The sequence below is a fragment of the Klebsiella sp. S69 genome (assembly GCF_016516145.1).
Taxonomy (GTDB): Bacteria; Pseudomonadota; Gammaproteobacteria; order Enterobacterales; family Enterobacteriaceae; genus Klebsiella; species Klebsiella oxytoca.
In genome coordinates, this window is the sequence record NZ_JACVUU010000002.1 from 40,616 (window position 1) to 60,313 (window position 19,698).

The following is a 19,698-nucleotide window of genomic DNA, read 5'->3' on the forward strand; positions in this document are numbered from 1 at the left end:
GCTCAGAATCCTCACGTACTACGTGTACGCTCCGGTTCTTGCGCGCTGGCCGAGCTCAAACTGCCCGCGCCAATGACGCCTGGTTATTCCAATTAATCGAACTTCATACGTGTGGCTTTCAGGTTAACAATCGCCAGGGCGCCTACCAGCAGGAAGATCAGCGTGGCGATAGCCGCCGCGAGGCCGAAGTCCTGCCCGCCGCCGCCTTCAAAGGCGATGCGATAGGTATAGCTCACCAAAAGGTCGGTGTAGCCCGCCGGCGTGGTGGTGCCGAGCCGGTCCGGCCCGCCGTTGGTCAACAGCTGAATCAGCACGAAGTTGTTAAAGTTAAAGGCGAAGCTGGCGATCATCAGTGGCGTCAGCGGCTTGATCAGCAGCGGCAGCGTAATTTTGAAGAAGTTCTGGAACGGCGTGGCGCCATCCATTGCCGAGGCTTCATATAAATCGTCAGGAATCGCTTTCAGCAGGCCCATGCACAGGATCATCATGTACGGATAGCCCAGCCAGGTGTTGACGATGATAATCATGGTGCGCGCGGTAGTCGGGTCGCTAAACCAGGCCGGCTTGATGCCGAACAGCGCGCTGAGCATCATGTTGATCTCACCAAAGCTCTGGTTGAACAGCCCTTTGAAGATCAGAATTGAGATAAACGACGGTACGGCATAAGGCAGAATCAGCAGTACGCGATAAATCGCTTTGCCTTTCAGGGCTTCCCACTGGACGAGACAGGCGAGCACCATGCCGACCGCAACGGTGAGAATCACGGTCAGAACAGAGAAGACCACCGTCCAGACGAAAATCGCGAAGAACGGTTTCTGGATACCTTCATCCTGGAACACGCGGGTGAAGTTATCCCAGCCGATGGTCACGGTGTAGCCCGGGCTGAGCTTTTCGCTGCGCCAGCTGCCGTCGGCGTTAATCGCCTGATAGAAACCGACCTCGGCGTTCGGCCGATATTTCACGCCGCTCTGGTTGTTGGTCAGCGTACCGTCATTGGCCAGCGCGTACAGCGGCTGGGTACCGGAGAACTGACGCAGGGAGCTCATGATGACTTTGCTCTCATCCGGCAGGACGGCGGTCAGCTGGTTCAGGGCGGTGCGGTTTTGCGTAATCACGCGCAGGGTGGCGCGTTCGCCTTCCGGCAGGGCATCAGCCTCTTTTAACGCCAGCTTCTGTTCGCCGCCGAATTTAAAAGCGTCGGAAAGATAGTTTTTGCCGCTCTCGCCATCGGTCAGCGCCAGCTTCCACTCCTCTCCCGCCGGATAAAGCGCGAAGTTGTAGGATTTACCCGCCTGGAAGGAACGGTCCATCAGCACCTGTTGGGCGCGTTCAAAGGTAAGCTGGTTAGTACTGCTGTAGTTGGTGAAAGCGATAGCGATAGTGCAGATCAGCGGGAACAGGACGAACAGCCCCATCCCGGCGAGACCCGGGTAAACATAGCGCCAGGCATAGGCCTTGCGATTGGAAAAAATATACAGGCCAACCGAGCTTAAAATCAGCGTCATGATGGCAAACAGGTACTCCCCCTGGGCGTACATCAAAACAACAAGGTAACCCACCAGCAGGCACAGCAAGCCGATCACAGACCATGTGAGCTGCGGACTTTGCCACCAGTGTTTCTTTTTCACGACATCCATGGGGATCATCCTCTTTACACTTTATCCTTCGCGCGACCTCTTTGTTGGCTGCGGATACGCATCCCAGTCACTTACGGATGTAAGCGCCTGGGGATTTGCATCCTTGCCGCCTCGATGTAGCGCGAAAGATTTCGTGTAACAACGTATTCAACAAACCTTACTCCCTAAGGAATAAGGGAAACCGTATTACTTGGTGATACGAGCCTGCGCGTCTTTCAGGGCGGCATCGACGGTCTGGCGACCGCTAGCGGCGTTGATAACTGCGGTACGAACGGCATACCAGAAGGCGGACATCTGCGGGATGTTCGGCATGATTTCACCTTTCTGGGCGTTAGCCATGGTGGCGGCGATACGCGGATCTTTTTCCAGTTTTTCCTGGAAGGATTTCAGCGCAACCGCGCCCAGCGGTTTGTCCTTGTTAACTTCATCCAGACCCTGGTCGGTCATCAGATAGTTTTCGAGGAACTCTTTCGCCAGTTCTTTGTTCGGGCTGGCGGCGTTAATACCGGCGCTGAGTACGCCAACGAACGGCTTGGACGCATTACCTTTAAAGGTTGGCAGCAGGGTAACGCCGTAGTTAACCTTGCTCTTATCGATGTTAGACCACGCCCACGGACCGTTGATGGTCATCGCAGTTTCGCCTTTGTTGAAGGCCGCTTCCGCGATGGAGTAGTCGGTGTCGGCGTTCATATGTTTGTTCTTGATCAGGTCGACCAGGAAGGTCAGGCCCGCTTTCGCGCCAGCGCTATCTACGCCCACGTCTTTCACGTCGTACTTACCGTTTTCAAACTTGAATGCGTAACCGCCGTCGGCAGCAATCAGCGGCCAGGTGAAGTACGGTTCTTGTAGGTTGAACATCAGCGCGCTCTTACCTTTCGCTTTCAGTTCTTTATCCAGCGCCGGGATCTCTTCCCAGGTTTTCGGCGGGTTCGCTACCAGGTCTTTGTTATAGATCAGCGACAGCGCTTCAACGGCAACCGGGTAGGCAATCAGCTTGCCGTTGTAGCGAACCGCATCCCAGGTGAACGGATAGAGTTTGTCCTGGAAAGCTTTATCCGGGGTGATTTCCGCCAGCAGACCGGATTGTGCGTAGCCGCCGAAGCGGTCGTGAGCCCAGAAAATGATGTCGGGGCCGTCGCCGGTCGCGGCAACCTGCGGGAACTTCTCTTCCAGCTTGTCCGGATGTTCTACGGAGACTTTGATGCCGGTGTCTTTCTCAAACTTTTTACCCACTTCAGCGAGGCCGTTGTAGCCTTTGTCGCCGTTAATCCAGATAACCAGCTTACCTTCTTCAATTTTTGCGAGGGCAGAGGCGGAAAACATCATCGTGGTCAATGCAGACAGCGCGAGGATGCGAGCGCCAGTTTTGATTTTCATATACCCGTCCTATTTGGTGATGTGCTCGTGGATACACTTGAGTGGCTTAACGATGATGAGTTTCCTTTTTTAACAACCTCTTTCCATCCTCCCCATGTCTACGCCCCATCCTCCGTTTGTGTGATCTCCATTGCAGAAATGCCGGTTATGAGTCCTGGCGCACATAAAAAGGCGGCTAATTTTGCAGGCGACATCACGAAATCGGCATCCGCCCGTCCCCCCCGGCGGCGAGACGTCATCTCTCATCCTCCCGCCTCCTCCCCCATAAAAAAGCCGGGGGGTGGAGGATTTACCCCACTTATGAATGCCGCATAGTCAGCCCATCTTGAATGTGTCGTTAAGTGACAGGTTGTAACGAAGGGAGAAGGGCATGGCGAGCGTACAGCTGCGAAATGTAACGAAAGCCTGGGGTGACGTGGTGGTATCGAAAGATATTAATCTCGAAATCCAGGATGGGGAGTTCGTCGTGTTTGTTGGGCCATCAGGCTGCGGCAAATCCACCCTGCTGCGTATGATTGCCGGGCTGGAAACGGTGACCAGCGGCGATCTGCTGATTGGCGATACCCGAATGAATGATGTTCCGCCCGCCGAGCGCGGTATCGGGATGGTGTTTCAATCTTATGCGCTTTACCCCCACCTTTCCGTCGCGGAAAACATGTCTTTCGGCCTTAAGCTGGCCGGCGCCAAAAAAGAACTGATCAACCAGCGCGTGACCCAGGTGGCGGAAGTTCTGCAGCTTGCCCATCTGCTGGAACGTAAACCGAAAGCGCTTTCTGGCGGCCAGCGCCAGCGCGTGGCGATTGGCCGTACCCTGGTGGCTGAACCGCGCGTTTTCCTGCTGGATGAACCGCTCTCAAACCTTGACGCCGCGCTGCGCGTACAGATGCGTATTGAAATATCCCGTCTGCATAAACGCCTTGGCCGCACGATGATTTACGTGACCCACGACCAGGTCGAAGCGATGACGCTGGCCGACAAGATTGTGGTGCTGGATGCCGGTCGTGTCGCGCAGGTCGGGAAGCCTCTCGAACTCTATCACTACCCGGCGGACCGTTTCGTCGCGGGCTTTATTGGCTCGCCGAAGATGAATTTCCTGCCGGTCAAAGTCACCGCTACCGCCATTGAGCAGGTGCAGGTGGAGCTGCCGAACCGCCAGCAGGTCTGGCTGCCGGTGGACAGCGCCCGCGTTCAGGTTGGCGCCAACATGTCTTTAGGTATCCGTCCGGAGCATCTGCTGCCCAGCGATATTGCCGATGTCACCCTCGAAGGTGAAGTCCAGGTGGTCGAACAGCTCGGCCACGAAACGCAAATTCATATTCAGATCCCATCCATCCGTCAGAACCTGGTTTACCGCCAGAACGACGTGGTGCTGGTAGAAGAGGGAGCCACATTCGCCATCGGTTTGCCGCCGGAGCGTTGCCATTTATTCCGTGAGGATGGCACCGCTTGTCGTCGGCTGCATAAAGAGCCGGGCGTGTAAGGCTTCCCATTAAAAAAAACGTGCACCCTGCAGCGTCGATAAACAGACGCAACAACAGGCGAAGCGTTCAAAGAAAAGCAATGATCTCAGGAGATAGAATGATGATTACTCTGCGCAAACTTCCACTGGCGGTCGCCGTTGCGGCAGGCGTTATGTCTGCTCAGGCGCTGGCCGTTGATTTCCACGGCTATGCTCGTTCTGGTATCGGCTGGACCGGCAGCGGCGGTGAGCAACAGTGCTTCCAGGCAACCGGTGCTCAAAGCAAATACCGTCTTGGTAACGAATGTGAAACCTATGCGGAACTGAAACTGGGCCAGGAAGTCTGGAAAGAAGGTGATAAGAGCTTCTACTTCGATACTAACGTCGCCTACTCTGTGTCGCAGCAGAACGACTGGGAATCCACCAGTCCGGCATTCCGTGAAGCTAACGTGCAGGGTAAAAACCTGATCGAATGGTTGCCAGGTTCCACCATCTGGGCCGGTAAGCGCTTCTACCAGCGTCATGACGTTCATATGATCGACTTCTACTACTGGGATATTTCTGGTCCTGGTGCGGGTATTGAAAACATCGATCTGGGCTTCGGTAAACTCTCTCTGGCAGCAACGCGTTCTTCTGAATCCGGCGGCTCCGGTACCTTCGCCGATCGCGACCAGTTCGGTAATCGCGTTTACGACAATATCGTGCCGAACGATGTATTCGACGTGCGTTTAGCCGGTCTGGAAACTAACCCAGGCGGCACGCTGGAGCTGGGCATTGACTACGGCCACACTAACATCCCTGATGATTATTCTCTGCAGCCGGGCGCTTCCAAAGATGGCTGGATGCTTACCGCTGAGCATACTCAGAGCATGCTGAAAGGCTTTAACAAATTTGTTCTGCAGTATGCAACTGACTCTATGACCTCCAGCGGTAAAGGTGTTCCGCAGGGTGGCAGCATTAATAACGATGGATCTATGTGGCGCGTGCTGGACCACGGTGCGATCTCTCTCGGCGATAGCTGGGATCTGATGTACGTCGGTATGTACCAGGATATCGACCGCGACAACAACAATGGTACCCAGTGGTGGACCGTCGGCGTTCGTCCAATGTACAAGTGGACGCCTATCATGAGCACCCTGATGGAAATCGGCTACGACAACGTCAAATCTCAACGCACCAGCGATCGTAACAGCCAGTATAAAGTGACCCTGGCCCAGCAGTGGCAGGCTGGTGACAGCATCTGGTCCCGTCCGGCAATCCGCGTATTCGCAACGTACGCCAAATGGGATGAGAAATGGGGCTATAACGATAGCGGCGTAGCGTATAACGACACCAGTGCTAAAACCTTTAGCCGTGGCGATAGCGACGAGTGGACCTTCGGTGCCCAGATGGAAATCTGGTGGTAATCGAGCCTGACCGTTCGTAACTAAAAGAGGGGCGCAAGCCCCTCTATCTTAGGCCCAGCGCGCTATTGCCTGGCTACCGCTCGGCCATCGGAATTGAGGTGATAACAATGAAAATGAAGAAAAGTCTCGTTGCCCTCTGCCTGTCCGTCGGCCTGATGGCCTGCGTACCCGCAGTCAGTTTTGCTGATGTTAATTTCGTGCCGCAGAACACCTCTGCCGCGCCGTCGATTCCGGCCTCCGCGTTGCAGCAGCTCACCTGGACTCCAGTCGACCAATCCAAAACGCAAACCACAAAGCTCGCCGTGGCCGGGCAGACGCTCAATGTCCCCGGAATCAGTGGTCCGGTCGCCGCATACAGCGTTCCGGCGAATATTGGCGAGCTCAATATTACGTTAACCAGCGAAGTGGAAAAACAAGCTGCGGTATATGCACCGAACGTGCTGATTCTTGATCAGAATATGACGCCATCTGCATTCTTCCCCAGCAGCTACTTTACTTATCTTGAACCGGGCGTGATGAGCTCAGATCGTCTGGAGGGTGTAATGCGCCTGACTCCGGCGCTGGGACAGCAGAAAATTTATGTGCTGGTCTTTACCACGCCGCAGGATTTACAGCAGACCACTAAATTAATCGATCCGGCGAAGGCATACGCCAAAGGCACCGGCAATGCGGTGCCGGATATTCCGGATCCCATCGCGAAACACGTCACCGACGGTACCATCAGCCTGAAGGTAAAAACCTCTACCGGCTCTAGCGTGCTGGTTGGCCCGCTGTTCGGTTCGTCTGGTCCGGGGCCTGTTACCGTCGGTAATACCGCTGCTCCTGCCTATAGCGCGCCGGTCGCCGCCCCGGCCCCGGCTCCAGCGGCGAAAACCGAACCGATGCTTGATGATACCGAAACTTACTTCAATAACGGCATTAAGCAGGCGGTTGCGAAAGGCGATATCGACAAGGCTCTGAAATTGATGAACGAAGCTGAACGTCTTGGCTCGAAATCTGCTCGTTCCACCTTTATCAGCAGTGTAAAAGGCAAGGGGTGACCGTCTCCCCACAATGCTGATGTTTAGGCACAGCCTTTAGGTGCGTCCGTCAGGGCGCACTTTTTTTTATCGCGCGGCAGCTTCTGTTGCAGGGCTGTTGCGCGGATGATCGTATATTGACGTTTGCCCGCCCCCGATGCCCCATTCTGCGATACAATACCTTTACGTTTTGTACCGGAGATTCAGGCATGCCACATCCTGCGCTTACGCAACTGCGTGCGCTGCGTTATTTTGCCGCAATGCCCCCGCTGGACGCGCATCTGCGCGACTGGCTATTGCTGGAAGACTCAATGACCAAACGCTTTGAGCAACAGGGGAAGCGAGTCAGCGTCATCATGGTTAACGAAGGTTTTGTTGGACGCGAAGCGCTGGCAGATGAAGCGCCTCTGTTACCCGTCGAATCCCGCTACTGGCTGCGGGAAATTATCCTTTGCGCTAATGGCGAACCCTGGCTTGCTGGCCGAACTATCGTGCCGGAGTCGACGCTGAGCGGCCCCGAACTGGCGCTGCAACAGCTGGGACAAACGCCGCTGGGCCGCTATCTCTTCACGTCATCGACGCTAACCCGCGATTTTATTGAAATTGGTCGTAATGCAGAGCTTTGGGGGCGTCGTTCCCGCCTCCGGTTGAGCGGCAAACCGCTGCTGCTGACGGAGCTGTTTTTGCCTGCATCGCCGTTGTATTGAGAGGAAAATGAAATGGAGTGGAGTCTGACGCAGAACAAGCTGTTGGCGTTTCACCGCCTGATGCGTACTGACAAACCGATCGGCGCGCTGCTGCTGCTGTGGCCGACGCTGTGGGCGCTGTGGGTGGCCACGCCGGGGATACCGCCGCTGTGGATCCTCGCCGTGTTTGTTGCCGGCGTCTGGTTAATGCGCGCCGCAGGCTGCGTGGTCAATGATTATGCCGATCGTAAATTTGACGGCCACGTTAAACGGACGGCCCGCCGTCCGCTGCCGAGCGGCGACGTCAGCGAAAAGGAGGCGCGAACGCTGTTTGTCGTGCTGGTGCTGCTTTCTTTCCTGCTGGTGCTGACCCTGAACACCATGACCATTCTGCTGTCGATAGCGGCGCTGGCGCTGGCATGGGTCTATCCATTTATGAAACGCTACACCCACTTGCCGCAGGTGGTGCTGGGCGCGGCATTTGGCTGGTCGATCCCGATGGCCTTTTCGGCGGTAAGCGAATCGCTGCCGCTCAGCTGCTGGCTGATGTTCCTCGCCAACATCCTGTGGGCGGTGGCCTACGATACCCAGTATGCGATGGTCGATCGTGATGATGACGTCAAAATCGGTATCAAATCGACGGCGATTCTGTTTGGCGACAACGATCGCTTAATCATCGGTATTTTACAGGTGGCGGTACTGGGTCTGATGGCGGCAGTAGGCTGGCTGAGCGGGCTGGGCTGGGAATATTACTGGTCGTTGTTTATTGCTGCGGCGCTGTTTGTCTGGCAGCAAAAGCTGATATTTAAACGCGAACGCGATAGCTGCTTTAAGGCATTTATGAATAATAACTACGTGGGGCTGGTACTGTTTCTCGGCCTGGCGATGGGGTATATGCAGTAAATGTGGCGGGGTTCCCCGGCTGGCGCCGTAAAAGCTTTAGCCGGGCTACTAAACCGCAGGGTCTGGTAGCCCGGCGCAAGCCGGGATATCGCTTTAAACGTTATGCTCATCCTGGGTAACGCTTTCAATCGTCAAACGCACATCAGAAGTAATCAGATCCGCCAGCATACGGTAGATCTTCAACGTCTCTTCCGGCTCGGCATCTCCGGTATCGCTGATATAGCCTTCGTCGCGCAGGGTCAGTACCAGCGTGCTGAATACCGCCTTATCGAAGAACTCCGGCGCATTGATACCGTGCAGAACGGACAGGCGCTGCGCCACGGTACGGCTCTCTTTTTCCAGCGAACTGCGGTTGATTGACGGGTTGGCGCTCAGCAGCCAGAAGGTGATGGCGTAGCGCTGCAGCGTTTCGCGCGCGCCTGCGGCCAGCAGCTGCAGGGAACGGGCATGAGACGGATTGACGCTCACCTCATCGTCATTCACGGCGATAAGCCCCTGACGCTGCATCTCGGCAATCAGCGCATCGACGACGCCCGCCAGCTCCGCTTTTTCCCAGCGCAGGAACAGCTCGGCCTTGAGGAACGGATAGAACATCTCGACGTGACGCAATATTTCGCTGCGGGTAATACGACGATGCTGAGTGACGATGGCGGCTAACAGTGACGGCATCACCAGCATATGGGCGATGTTGTTGCGGTAATAGGTCATCAGGACGGCCTGCTCGCGCGGCAGAATGATGATATCGCCGATCGTGTCTTTCTCGACTTCGAACTTGTTCATCTGCAGCGCGTGGTCGATAAGCTCGCTGGCAGACGCCGCAGGCGTGGTCGCGTCCGCAGAGTACGGCACGTTGCGCAGCAGGGCGAGGTAGCACTCCAGCTGTTCGGTAAGCTGCTCGCGGGTCAGGGAACGCTGACGCGATGCCAGCAGCGCCGTACAGCACAGGTTCATAGCGTTGGCCGCACCGGCATTGTTAATGCGTACCATCAGGTCTGAGGCGATGTTATTTACCGTCGGCGTCAGCCAGGAGGGGCGAACGGCTTCGATAGGATCGATCGACTCGCGCCAGTCCGGCACATGTTGATTCAGGTAGGCCATCAGCGGCAGCGGTTCGCCGAAGTTAACGTAGCCCTGGCCGAGATTACGCAGCTTGCTTAAGCCGCGCAGCATCTGCGGCAGGTTCTCTTTCTCTTTTGTCGCTCCGCGCAGCTCTTTAGCGTAGGTACCAACCTCCATCACGTGCTCGTAGCCGATGTAGATTGGCACCAGGGTGATGGGACGATTACCGCCGCGCAGCATCGCCTGAATGGTCATCGACAGGGTACCGGTTTTCGGATCCAGCAGGCGTCCGGTACGAGAGCGGCCGCCCTCAACGAAGTATTCGACGGAGTAGCCGCGGCTGAACAGCTCGCCGAGGTATTCGCGGAATACCGTCGAATAGAGCTTATTGCCCTTGAACGTACGGCGAATGAAGAAAGCGCCGCCGCGCCGGAAAATCGGCCCGGCAGGCCAAAAGTTCAGGTTGATACCGGCGGCGATATGCGGCGGAACCAGGCCCTGATGATAAATCACGTACGAGAGCAGCAGATAATCCATATGGCTGCGGTGGCACGGGACATAAACGATCTCGTGGCCTTCGTGCGCCAGCTGGCGCACGCGCTCGGCGTTATGCACGTTAATGCCCTGATACAGACGGTTCCAGGTAAAGCCCAGCACGCGGTCTGTCAGGCGAATCATCTCGTAGGAGAAGTTCGCGGCGATCTCTTCCATCAGGGCGATAGCGTTTTGCTGCGCCTTTTCATGAGAAATTTTCTTGCTGCGCGCTTCGTCTTCTACCGCACGGGCAATGGCTTTCGACGCCAGCAGTTTATTGAACAGATCCTGGCGCGCAGGCAGGCGCGGACCGACCGCCGCCAGACGCTGACGGGCGAAGTGCATACGCGCCACGCGGGCCAGCTTCTGAGCGATAGTTTTATCGGTGCCGTGTTCGTCCGCCATTTTACGCAGCGAGACCGAAGGCGAGAAACGCACAAAGCTGTCGCGGCCCAGCCACAGAACGGCGAAGAATTTCTGAATGCCGTTGAGCATGCGCAGAGGCGGGTTAACCTCGCCTTTTTCACGCCCCGGCGCGCGACCGAACATCACCGAGACTGGCACCATTTGCACATCAAGATCGGGATGATTACGGTGCAAATCCAGATAGTCGTGAAAGAGCTTGATAGACTCTTCTTTCGGCGTGTAATAGGTGAATACGCGCGGTCCGCCGTGGATAAATACGTAGCGCGGAAGCAGGGCGCCGTCGATCTCCAGCGGCTCCAGCGGGTCCGGTAACTCATGCTCCAGACATTGCGCGCGCAGCGTCAGCAGGTCCGCCTTCGAATTGTAGGGCAGGACGTACATAATGGGCCGCGAGGTATCCAGGCCTAACTCCTGAGCAGGTTGTGCCGGAATCGACTTGCTTTTTACCAGCGCCCTTAATGGTAAATTCAGTAATTTATAGTAAATTCGTTGCCAGCCAGACATAGACGATGTGAAGCCTCTGGTTAATCATGCAAATGCGCCGCAAGAATAACAGAAAGTGCGCAAAATTTCCGTTGTAACGCGGCAAACGCGTACACTCATTGACGTCATTTACATAAAAAGGTTTGTTTGATGGCCAATAATACCACTGGGTTAACCCGAATTATTAAAGCGGCAGGGTATTCCTGGAAAGGATTCCGGGCGGCATGGGTCAACGAGGCCGCATTTCGTCAGGAAGGCATCGCGGCCATCATTGCCGTGGTGATTGCCTGCTGGTTAGACGTCGATGCCATTACCCGGGTGCTGTTAATTGGCTCGGTCCTGATAGTGATGATAGTTGAAATTATCAACAGCGCGATTGAAGCGGTCGTGGACCGTATCGGCCCTGAGCATCATGAGCTTTCCGGGCGCGCGAAAGACATGGGCTCTGCGGCGGTTTTACTGGCGATTGTCATCGCGCTGATCACCTGGGGAACCCTTTTATGGGCAAATTACCGCTAACTCCTGTCGTAGCGGCTCGCAAAACGAAAAGAAACTCCTGATTTTTGTGTGAAATGTGGTTCCAAAATCACCGTTAGCTGTATATACTCACAGCATAACTGTATATACACCCAGGGGGCGGAATGAAAGCGTTAACGACCAGGCAGCAAGAGGTGTTTGATCTCATTCGGGATCATATCAGCCAGACGGGCATGCCGCCGACGCGTGCGGAGATTGCTCAGCGCTTGGGGTTCCGTTCCCCAAACGCGGCGGAAGAGCACCTGAAAGCGCTGGCGCGTAAAGGCGCAATCGAAATCGTTTCCGGCGCCTCCCGCGGTATTCGTCTGCTGACGGAAGAAGAAACGGGCCTGCCGCTTATTGGCCGCGTAGCAGCAGGGGAACCGCTGCTGGCCCAGCAGCATATTGAAGGCCACTATCAGGTCGATCCGGCCATGTTTAAACCGAATGCCGATTTTCTGCTGCGCGTCAGCGGTATGTCGATGAAAGACATCGGCATTCTTGATGGCGACCTGCTGGCAGTCCATAAAACTCAGGATGTGCGTAACGGTCAGGTAGTTGTGGCGCGTATCGACGAAGAAGTGACCGTAAAGCGCCTGAAAAAGCAGGGTAACGTCGTCGAACTGCTGCCGGAAAATAGCGAATTTTCGCCAATCGTGGTGGATCTTCGTCAACAAAGTTTCACCATTGAAGGCCTGGCCGTCGGCGTTATTCGCAACGGCAACTGGCAGTAAACTCTTCCTCTCGCGGCATCATCTGATGCATGATGCTGCGTCGTTTTTCCTCTTTTTGGCACTCTCTCCATGTTTTTTAACGCCGCCGACAAAGCCCTGTGGCGCTTAGCGCTGCCCATGATCTTCTCCAATATCACCGTTCCGCTGCTCGGGCTGGTGGACACCGCCGTTATTGGTCATCTCGATAGCCCGGTTTATCTGGGGGGCGTGGCGGTTGGCGCAACGGCAACCAGCTTCCTCTTTATGCTGCTGTTGTTCCTGCGAATGAGTACCACTGGGCTGACGGCCCAGGCGTACGGCGCTAAAGATCCGCAGCGTCTGGCGCGTGCGCTGGTGCAGCCGCTGTGCCTGGCGCTGGCCGCCGGGGCGGCCATTGTGCTCTTGCGGATGCCGTTGATCGACCTGGCGCTGCACATCGTCGGCGGCAGCGAAGCCGTGCTCGAACAGGCCAGACGCTTCCTTGAGATCCGCTGGCTAAGCGCGCCGGCATCGCTGGCGAACCTGGTCCTGCTGGGCTGGCTGCTGGGCGTGCAGTACGCCAGAGCGCCGGTGATCCTGCTGGTGGTCGGCAATGTTCTTAACATTGTGCTCGATGTATGGCTGGTGATGGGTCTGCATATGAACGTGCAGGGGGCGGCGCTGGCAACGGTCACGGCAGAATACGCCACTTTCTTTATCGGCCTGCTGATGGCAAGGCGCGTGCTGGCGCTGCGCGGCGTTTCCCTGTTAATGCTAAAAAACGCCTGGCGCGGCGATATACGTCACCTGCTGGCGCTGAATCGCGACATCATGCTGCGTTCGCTGCTGCTACAGCTCTGCTTCGGTGCGGTAACGGTATTTGGCGCTCGCCTCGGCGCCGATGTCGTCGCGGTCAATGCGGTTCTCATGACGATGCTGACCTTTACCGCCTACGCGCTGGACGGTTTTGCCTACGCCGTTGAGGCGCACTCCGGGCAGGCCTACGGCGCGCGTGACGATAGCCGGCTGCTGGCTGTCTGGCATGCGGCTTGCCGCCAGTCAGGGATAGTGGCGCTGGCGTTTGCGCTGATTTACGGACTTGCCGGCGAACAGATTATTGCGTTGCTGACCTCGCTGCCTTCCCTGCAGCAGCTGGCCGACCGCTATCTGGTCTGGCAGATGATTCTGCCGGTCATTGGCGTCTGGTGCTACCTGCTGGACGGCATGTTTATCGGTGCGACGCGCGGTGCGGAGATGCGTAACAGCATGGCGGTGGCGGCGGCGGGGTTTGCCCTGACGCTGTTGACGGTACCCACGCTCGGTAACCATGGACTGTGGCTGGCGCTGACGGTCTTTCTCGCTCTGCGCGGCGCTTCCCTGGCAGCGATCTGGCGGCGGCACTGGCGGCGCGGAACCTGGTTTTCGTAGTGCATTTAGTACATCTGATGGTTAAAGATTCCGAATAATAAATCTTACTCAGAATACTCATCTATAGTTAAGTCATGTCCGAAACACAGCGGGCTGTTCATTCACCGAACGATAACCGAACGATGAGGAATGCATGATGAATAAAGACGAAATCGGCGGTAACTGGAAACAGTTCAAAGGTAAAGCGAAAGAGAAATGGGGCAAGCTGACTGATGATGACATGACCGTCATTGAGGGTAAGCGTGACCAGCTGGTCGGTAAAATCCAGGAACGTTATGGATATGAAAAAGACCAGGCAGACAAAGAAGTGACCGATTGGGAAACCAAAAACGACTACCGCTGGTAGCGAAAACGTCGTGTTTTAACCCACTGTTATTGCCTGCACGATCGGTACATGGAGGTACTGCTACCCTTGATTCCCGCTGCGGCTAACGCCTCAGCGGGCTTTCTTTTTTATCTGGATGGTATGGTCGTGATGACAGTGGCCCGGCGTACTGCAGGATTCGACCTCGACGCAGGCAGCGCAGAGGCCGTGAGCTTCAATGACGTTGTGGCGCAGCGCGAATCCCATTCTTGCCGCCAGCGTATGCATTATATCTTCGACGCCTTCCGCGCACTCTTCTTTCACGCCGCCGCAGCGGTCGCAAATAAACATCGCTGAGCTGTGGGTTGGCTGATCGAAAAGGTGGCACAGCACGTAGCTATTGGTCGATTCCACCTTATGCACGAACCCCTGCTCCAGTAAAAACTCCAGCGCCCGATAGACGGTCGGCGGTTTAGCCTGAGGCTCTTTTTCACGAAGCAGATCGAGCAGGTCGTAGGCGCTGATTGCCCCTTGCTGCAGGCTCATCAAACGCAATACTTCGAGGCGCTGCGGGGTCAGGCGCACGCCACGCTGCGCGCAGAGCTTTTCAGCATGCGCTAACATTTGTTGCGAAGTGGTCTTATCCATGAGCGTCCTCTGGTTGCGTGAATCTCAAACTGTTACTTTATCACGATACCAATGAAACGCCGAGACCCGGTGGACTATACCCGTCACACTTCGCGTCACATACGCTTTGGCAGCGTCAATTCGTCCCAGCCGTCACGCTCCTGGGGTCGCTCTGGCTTGCCCCCTTATGCTATACCTGATGCATCTCATTTTCGGGAGAAAACGATGAAACGACCTGATTGCATTCGACACTGGCGTGAACTGGAAGGGGCGGATGATTCCACCTACCCTGACAGTACCGAGCTTTTCTCCATCGGTGCGCCGCTGGCGCGCGGTCTGCGGCTCAATCGCCTGGGGATCCACCATGAGCGCCTGCCGCCCGGGCGCCGCACTTCTTATCCACATGCGGAAAGCGACGAAGAAGAGTTTATCTACGTGCTGGAAGGCTATCCGGAAGTGTGGATCAACGGCTACCTGTGGAAGCTTGAGCCGGGGGATAGCGTCGGTTTTCCTGCCGGAACCGGTATTTGCCACACGTTCCTCAATAACACCGAACAGGAGGTCCGCCTGTTAGTCGTTGGTGAGGCAAACAAGAAATTTAATCGTATCTACTATCCGCTTAACCCCGGCTATGCCGCTACGCGTCAGGATCGCTGGGTTGACCATCCGCCGCAGTTTTTCGGCCCTCACGACGGCAAGCCGCGGAAAAAATAGCGTTTATTGCGGGATGGAAAGGGGGCGCGCCGACGCTATGCGCCAGTGGTTTATCTTTGTGCTATAGTAGCGCCCCTTTTTACCCGGATGCTTATTTATTCGCCATGATGTCAGAATCAACGCCTACTGCTTTTGCTGCCCACCGTTTTTCCATCGCGCCCATGCTCGACTGGACCGACAGACACTGCCGTTATTTTCTGCGTCAGCTGTCGCGCCACACGCTGCTGTATACCGAAATGGTGACCACCGGTGCGATTATTCACGGTAAGGGCGACTATCTGGCCTACAGCGAGGAAGAGCATCCGGTCGCCCTGCAGCTCGGCGGCAGCGATCCGGCTGCGCTGGCGCACTGCGCAAAGCTGGCGCAGGCGCGCGGCTATGATGAAATTAACCTCAACGTCGGCTGCCCGTCCGATCGGGTACAGAACGGTATGTTTGGCGCCTGCCTGATGGGGAACGCGCAGCTGGTGGCTGACTGTATTAAAGCGATGCGCGACGTCGTGTCGATCCCGGTTACGGTAAAAACCCGTATCGGCATTGACGACCAGGACAGCTATGAGTTTCTGTGCGATTTTATCGAAACGGTATCCGGGAAGGGCGAATGCGAGATGTTCATCATCCACGCGCGTAAAGCCTGGCTTTCAGGCCTGAGCCCCAAAGAGAACCGCGAGATTCCGCCGCTGGACTATCCACGCGTTTACCAGCTTAAGCGCGATTTCCCGCATCTGACCATGGCGATCAACGGCGGTATTAAGTCGCTGGAAGAGGCAAAGGAGCATCTTGAGCATATGGACGGCGTGATGGTAGGCCGTGAGGCCTATCAGAATCCGGGTATTCTGGCCTCGGTGGATCGGGAGATTTTCGGCGTGGAAGGCGTCGATGCTGACCCGGTTTCCGTGGTCCGGGCGATGTATCCCTATATCGAACGCGAACTGAGTAACGGAACCTACCTGGGGCACGTAACGCGTCATATGCTGGGGCTCTTCCAGGGCATTCCCGGCGCGCGCCAGTGGCGTCGCTATCTGAGCGAAAATGCGCATAAAGCCGGGGCGGACATCAACGTACTGGAACAGGCGCTGAAACTGGTTGCCGACAAGCGTTAGTTTTTCGCTAAAATCTGGTCAAATTCACCACGCCTGGCACCTGACATGTCGGGCGTTTTTGTTTTTATTCAATAACTTATATTTGGCATGATTTTTGTAATATCCAGCAAGGTAGATTACATTTCTTTAGGGGAAAGACGATGCTGGAACTCTTATTTGTTATTGGCTTTTTTGTCATGCTGTTGGTCACCGGCGTTTCACTGCTGGGAATTATTGCCGCGATTGTGGTCGCGACCGCGCTGATGTTTGTCGGTGGTTTGTTTGCGTTAATGATTAAGCTGCTGCCCTGGCTGCTGCTGGCCGTAGTCGTGGTGTGGGTGATTCGGGCGATAAAATCGCCAACCGGGAACCGTTATCGCGGTAATAACCGCTGGCGTTACTAAGGTATTGAGCGGTATGTCACAACCTGAAGATTTTTTGCATAAAACAGCGTAGGCTTTGCTTATTAAATCTGTCACTATTAGCGCGTTAACGAATTCATCGAGCTGTACCCTACATACAGCCGAACAAAAAAAGTAAGGGCTTCCCAGGGGGAAGCCCTAAACTTTTCTTCTTCTCCCGTCATACTTCAGGCTGCAGGGGCGTTGGTTGCTGAGTGACTCGTCTCATCCATGAGACTCGCCCTTATGGGCCGTCGCTTTGCGGCGTTCAAATCTGTTTCTGACAGATTTGTCATTCACCCCAGTCACTTACTGTTGTCAGCTCCTGGGGATTCATTCACTTACCCTCTTCCTGTCGCCCGGCTCATTTAGGGAAAAGCCATAACTATGGCAACAGCAAACTCGAGCCCTGCGTCGCCCGGCTTTCCAGCACCTCATGCGCGCGGCGGGCATCGCTCAATGCATATTTCTGACTCTCCGCAACATCCACTTTTATCACCCCGCTGGCGATCAGCGAGAACAGCTCGTTGCTGGCCTCCGTCAGCTCTTCGCGCGTAGTGATATAGCCCTGCAGCGACGGGCGGGTAACGTACAGCGAACCTTTCTGGTTGAGAATGCCGAGATTCACGCCGGTCACCGGGCCCGAAGAGTTGCCGAAGCTCACCATCAGCCCCCGGCGCTGCAGGCAATCAAGAGACGCTTCCCAGGTATCTTTACCGACGGAATCATAAACCACCTGAACTTTCTTACCGTCGGTGATCCCTTTCAGGCGTTCGACGATATTCTCTTCGCGATAGTTAATGATCTGCCAGGCGCCGGCCTGTTTAGCGCGTTCGGCTTTTTGCGCGCTGCCGACGGTACCGATCAGCTTAGCGCCCAGCGCTTTGGCCCACTGACAGGCGATGAGCCCGACGCCGCCGGCCGCCGCGTGGAACAGGAACGGCTCGCCTGCTTTGATCTCATAGGTTTTACGCAGCAGGTAATAAACCGTGAGCCCTTTCAGGAACGACGCTGCCGCCTGCTCGAAAGAGATGGCGTCCGGTAAAATAGCGGCCTTATCGGCAGGTACGTTATGCACGGAGCTATAGGCCCCCAGCGCCGATTGCGCGTAGACCACCCGGTCGCCGGCTTTAATATGCTTCACGCCGTTACCGACTTTGCTCACGACGCCAGCGGCTTCGGTGCCGAGGCTGCTCGGCAATGACGGCGGTGGATAGAGGCCGCTGCGGATATAGGTATCAATGTAGTTGATGCCGATGGCCTTGTTCTCTACCTGAATTTCGTGCTCTGCGGGATCTTTCGGCGTGAACTCCACCGCTTGCAGAACATCAGGCCCTCCGTGCTGGTGAAATTCAATTCGTGTTGCCATGCTTCCTCCAGAAATGTGGTAATCTTTCGACCCATTCACTATCTCGGTAACTCCATTCACTATGGCAGGAAATAAACCCTTCAACAAACCACAGACTGAACCCCGCGAGCGAGATTATCAGCTCGATGGGTTAAAGGTCCCGCCGCACTCGATTGAAGCGGAACAGTCGGTGTTGGGCGGTTTAATGCTGGATAACGAACGCTGGGACGACGTTGCCGAGCGCGTTGTTTCGGAAGATTTCTATACTCGCCCGCATCGCCATATTTTCACCGAAATGGCGCGCCTGCAGGAGTCGGGCAGCCCGATCGACCTGATTACGCTCGCCGAATCGCTGGAGCGTCAGGGGCAGCTGGACAGCGTCGGCGGATTCGCCTACCTGGCGGAATTATCGAAAAATACGCCAAGCGCGGCGAACATCAGCGCTTATGCCGATATCGTCCGCGAGCGCGCGGTGGTACGCGAGATGATCTCGGTGGCGAATGAAATCGCCGAAGCCGGTTTCGATCCCCAGGGCCGCACCAGCGAAGATCTGCTCGACCTCGCCGAATCCCGGGTCTTTAAAATCGCCGAAAGCCGCGCGAATAAAGATGAAGGGCCGAAAAATATCGCCGACGTGCTCGACGCCACCGTGGCGCGAATTGAGCAGCTCTTCCAGCAGCCGCATGACGGCGTCACCGGGGTCAATACCGGCTATGACGATCTCAATAAAAAGACCGCCGGTCTTCAGCCGTCGGATCTGATTATTGTTGCCGCGCGTCCATCGATGGGTAAAACGACGTTTGCGATGAACCTCGTGGAAAACGCGGCGATGTTGCAGGATAAACCGGTGCTTATCTTCAGTCTGGAGATGCCCTCGGAGCAGATTATGATGCGTTCTCTGGCCTCGCTGTCGCGCGTTGACCAGACCCGTATTCGAACCGGTCAGCTGGATGATGAAGACTGGGCGCGCATTTCCGGCACCATGGGGATTCTGCTGGAAAAACGCAACATCTATATTGATGACTCCTCCGGCCTGACGCCGACGGAAGTGCGTTCACGCGCGCGGCGTATCGCCCGCGAGCACGGCGGCATCGGCCTGATTATGATCGACTACCTGCAGCTGATGCGCGTGCCGTCGCTCTCCGATAACCGTACGCTGGAAATCGCCGAAATTTCCCGCTCGCTCAAGGCGCTGGCGAAGGAGCTGCAGGTGCCGGTGGTGGCGCTGTCGCAGCTTAACCGCTCCCTGGAACAGCGTGCGGATAAGCGCCCGGTGAACTCCGACCTGCGTGAATCTGGCTCCATTGAGCAGGATGCCGACTTAATCATGTTTATCTACCGTGATGAGGTTTACCACGAAAACAGTGACTTAAAAGGCATCGCCGAAATTATTATTGGTAAACAGCGTAACGGTCCTATCGGGACGGTGCGCCTGACGTTTAACGGTCAGTGGTCGCGTTTTGATAATTATGCTGGGCCACAATACGACGACGAATAAATAATTTGGCTATTTTATTGGCGATTTTGGGATTGGGCAGTGCTCGCCATCCTCACGTACTTCAGTACGCTCCGGTGGCTGCGCGCTGGCCGCACCCAA

The 19,698-nt window shown here is 55.9% G+C and carries 18 protein-coding genes; 13 read left to right on the forward strand and 5 right to left on the reverse strand.

Features of this window, described 5'->3' with window-relative positions; translation table 11 throughout:
* Positions 1 to 92: 92 nt before the first annotated feature.
* Both malF and malE read right to left on the reverse strand, forming a co-directional pair.
* Positions 93 to 1,637, reverse strand: a complete 1,545-nt coding sequence (malF, locus tag IAE27_RS02435; protein ID WP_196549633.1) for a maltose ABC transporter permease MalF — start codon at positions 1,635 to 1,637, stop codon at positions 93 to 95.
* Between the two features lie 186 nt (positions 1,638 to 1,823).
* Positions 1,824 to 3,014, reverse strand: a complete 1,191-nt coding sequence (malE, locus tag IAE27_RS02440) for a maltose/maltodextrin ABC transporter substrate-binding protein MalE (protein WP_004109568.1) — start codon at positions 3,012 to 3,014, stop codon at positions 1,824 to 1,826.
* 370 nt (positions 3,015 to 3,384) lie between these two features.
* On the opposite strand from malE, the gene malK reads away from it, so the two are divergent.
* The 5 genes from malK (at position 3,385) to ubiA (ending at position 8,487) form a co-directional block, all read left to right on the forward strand.
* Complete coding sequence (gene malK / locus IAE27_RS02445; RefSeq protein WP_004097762.1) at positions 3,385 to 4,494, forward strand: maltose/maltodextrin ABC transporter ATP-binding protein MalK; 1,110 nt, start codon at positions 3,385 to 3,387, stop codon at positions 4,492 to 4,494.
* A gap of 98 nt (positions 4,495 to 4,592) precedes the next feature.
* The gene (locus IAE27_RS02450) at positions 4,593 to 5,879 is read left to right on the forward strand and encodes a maltoporin (RefSeq protein WP_200091685.1); all 1,287 of its coding nucleotides are present in this window, start codon (positions 4,593 to 4,595) and stop codon (positions 5,877 to 5,879) included.
* 107 nt (positions 5,880 to 5,986) lie between these two features.
* Positions 5,987 to 6,919 (forward strand): maltose operon protein MalM, encoded by a 933-nt coding sequence (gene malM / locus IAE27_RS02455; RefSeq protein WP_004109563.1) that lies wholly within the window; start codon positions 5,987 to 5,989, stop codon positions 6,917 to 6,919.
* Positions 6,920 to 7,107: 188 nt separating this feature from the next.
* Positions 7,108 to 7,605 carry a chorismate lyase gene (gene ubiC, locus IAE27_RS02460; protein WP_004109561.1) on the forward strand — a complete coding sequence of 166 codons (498 nt, stop codon included), beginning with the start codon at positions 7,108 to 7,110 and terminating at the stop codon, positions 7,603 to 7,605.
* A 12-nt stretch (positions 7,606 to 7,617) separates the two neighbouring features.
* On the forward strand, positions 7,618 to 8,487 hold the full coding sequence (ubiA, locus tag IAE27_RS02465; RefSeq protein ID WP_004109559.1) for a 4-hydroxybenzoate octaprenyltransferase: 870 nt from the start codon (positions 7,618 to 7,620) through the stop codon (positions 8,485 to 8,487).
* A gap of 93 nt (positions 8,488 to 8,580) precedes the next feature.
* Here ubiA and plsB read toward each other — a convergent pair whose 3' ends face one another.
* Positions 8,581 to 11,010, reverse strand: a complete 2,430-nt coding sequence (gene plsB, locus IAE27_RS02470) for a glycerol-3-phosphate 1-O-acyltransferase PlsB (protein ID WP_070557088.1) — start codon at positions 11,008 to 11,010, stop codon at positions 8,581 to 8,583.
* Positions 11,011 to 11,139: 129 nt separating this feature from the next.
* Here plsB and IAE27_RS02475 point away from each other — a divergent pair, with 129 nt between their 5' ends.
* From IAE27_RS02475 to IAE27_RS02490, 4 genes are all read left to right on the forward strand, one after another.
* Positions 11,140 to 11,508 (forward strand): diacylglycerol kinase, encoded by a 369-nt coding sequence (locus IAE27_RS02475; protein WP_004109553.1) that lies wholly within the window; start codon positions 11,140 to 11,142, stop codon positions 11,506 to 11,508.
* A gap of 122 nt (positions 11,509 to 11,630) precedes the next feature.
* On the forward strand, positions 11,631 to 12,239 hold the full coding sequence (gene lexA, locus IAE27_RS02480) for a transcriptional repressor LexA (protein WP_004109543.1): 609 nt from the start codon (positions 11,631 to 11,633) through the stop codon (positions 12,237 to 12,239).
* Positions 12,240 to 12,308: 69 nt separating this feature from the next.
* Positions 12,309 to 13,625, forward strand: coding sequence for an MATE family efflux transporter DinF (dinF, locus tag IAE27_RS02485; RefSeq protein WP_200091688.1), 1,317 nt, complete (start codon positions 12,309 to 12,311; stop codon positions 13,623 to 13,625).
* A 136-nt stretch (positions 13,626 to 13,761) separates the two neighbouring features.
* A complete protein-coding gene (locus tag IAE27_RS02490; protein ID WP_016808435.1) occupies positions 13,762 to 13,971 on the forward strand; it encodes a CsbD family protein in 210 nt (69 codons plus the stop codon).
* Between the two features lie 90 nt (positions 13,972 to 14,061).
* Here IAE27_RS02490 and zur read toward each other — a convergent pair whose 3' ends face one another.
* A complete protein-coding gene (gene zur / locus IAE27_RS02495) occupies positions 14,062 to 14,577 on the reverse strand; it encodes a zinc uptake transcriptional repressor Zur (protein WP_004097781.1) in 516 nt (171 codons plus the stop codon).
* Between the two features lie 204 nt (positions 14,578 to 14,781).
* Between zur and IAE27_RS02500 the strand changes: the two genes are divergently transcribed.
* From IAE27_RS02500 to pspG, 3 genes are all read left to right on the forward strand, one after another.
* Positions 14,782 to 15,270 (forward strand): cupin domain-containing protein, encoded by a 489-nt coding sequence (locus IAE27_RS02500; protein WP_004109530.1) that lies wholly within the window; start codon positions 14,782 to 14,784, stop codon positions 15,268 to 15,270.
* Positions 15,271 to 15,374: 104 nt separating this feature from the next.
* Positions 15,375 to 16,373, forward strand: coding sequence for a tRNA dihydrouridine(20/20a) synthase DusA (gene dusA / locus IAE27_RS02505; RefSeq protein WP_016808434.1), 999 nt, complete (start codon positions 15,375 to 15,377; stop codon positions 16,371 to 16,373).
* Between the two features lie 140 nt (positions 16,374 to 16,513).
* Complete coding sequence (gene pspG / locus IAE27_RS02510) at positions 16,514 to 16,756, forward strand: envelope stress response protein PspG (RefSeq protein ID WP_004109526.1); 243 nt, start codon at positions 16,514 to 16,516, stop codon at positions 16,754 to 16,756.
* Positions 16,757 to 17,138: 382 nt separating this feature from the next.
* On the opposite strand, the gene IAE27_RS02515 is transcribed toward pspG, so the two are convergent.
* Complete coding sequence (locus tag IAE27_RS02515; protein WP_200091691.1) at positions 17,139 to 18,122, reverse strand: quinone oxidoreductase; 984 nt, start codon at positions 18,120 to 18,122, stop codon at positions 17,139 to 17,141.
* A gap of 61 nt (positions 18,123 to 18,183) precedes the next feature.
* Here IAE27_RS02515 and dnaB point away from each other — a divergent pair, with 61 nt between their 5' ends.
* Entirely contained in the window at positions 18,184 to 19,599 is a 1,416-nt protein-coding gene (dnaB, locus tag IAE27_RS02520; protein ID WP_004097788.1) for a replicative DNA helicase, read from the forward strand.
* Positions 19,600 to 19,698: the final 99 nt, after the last annotated feature.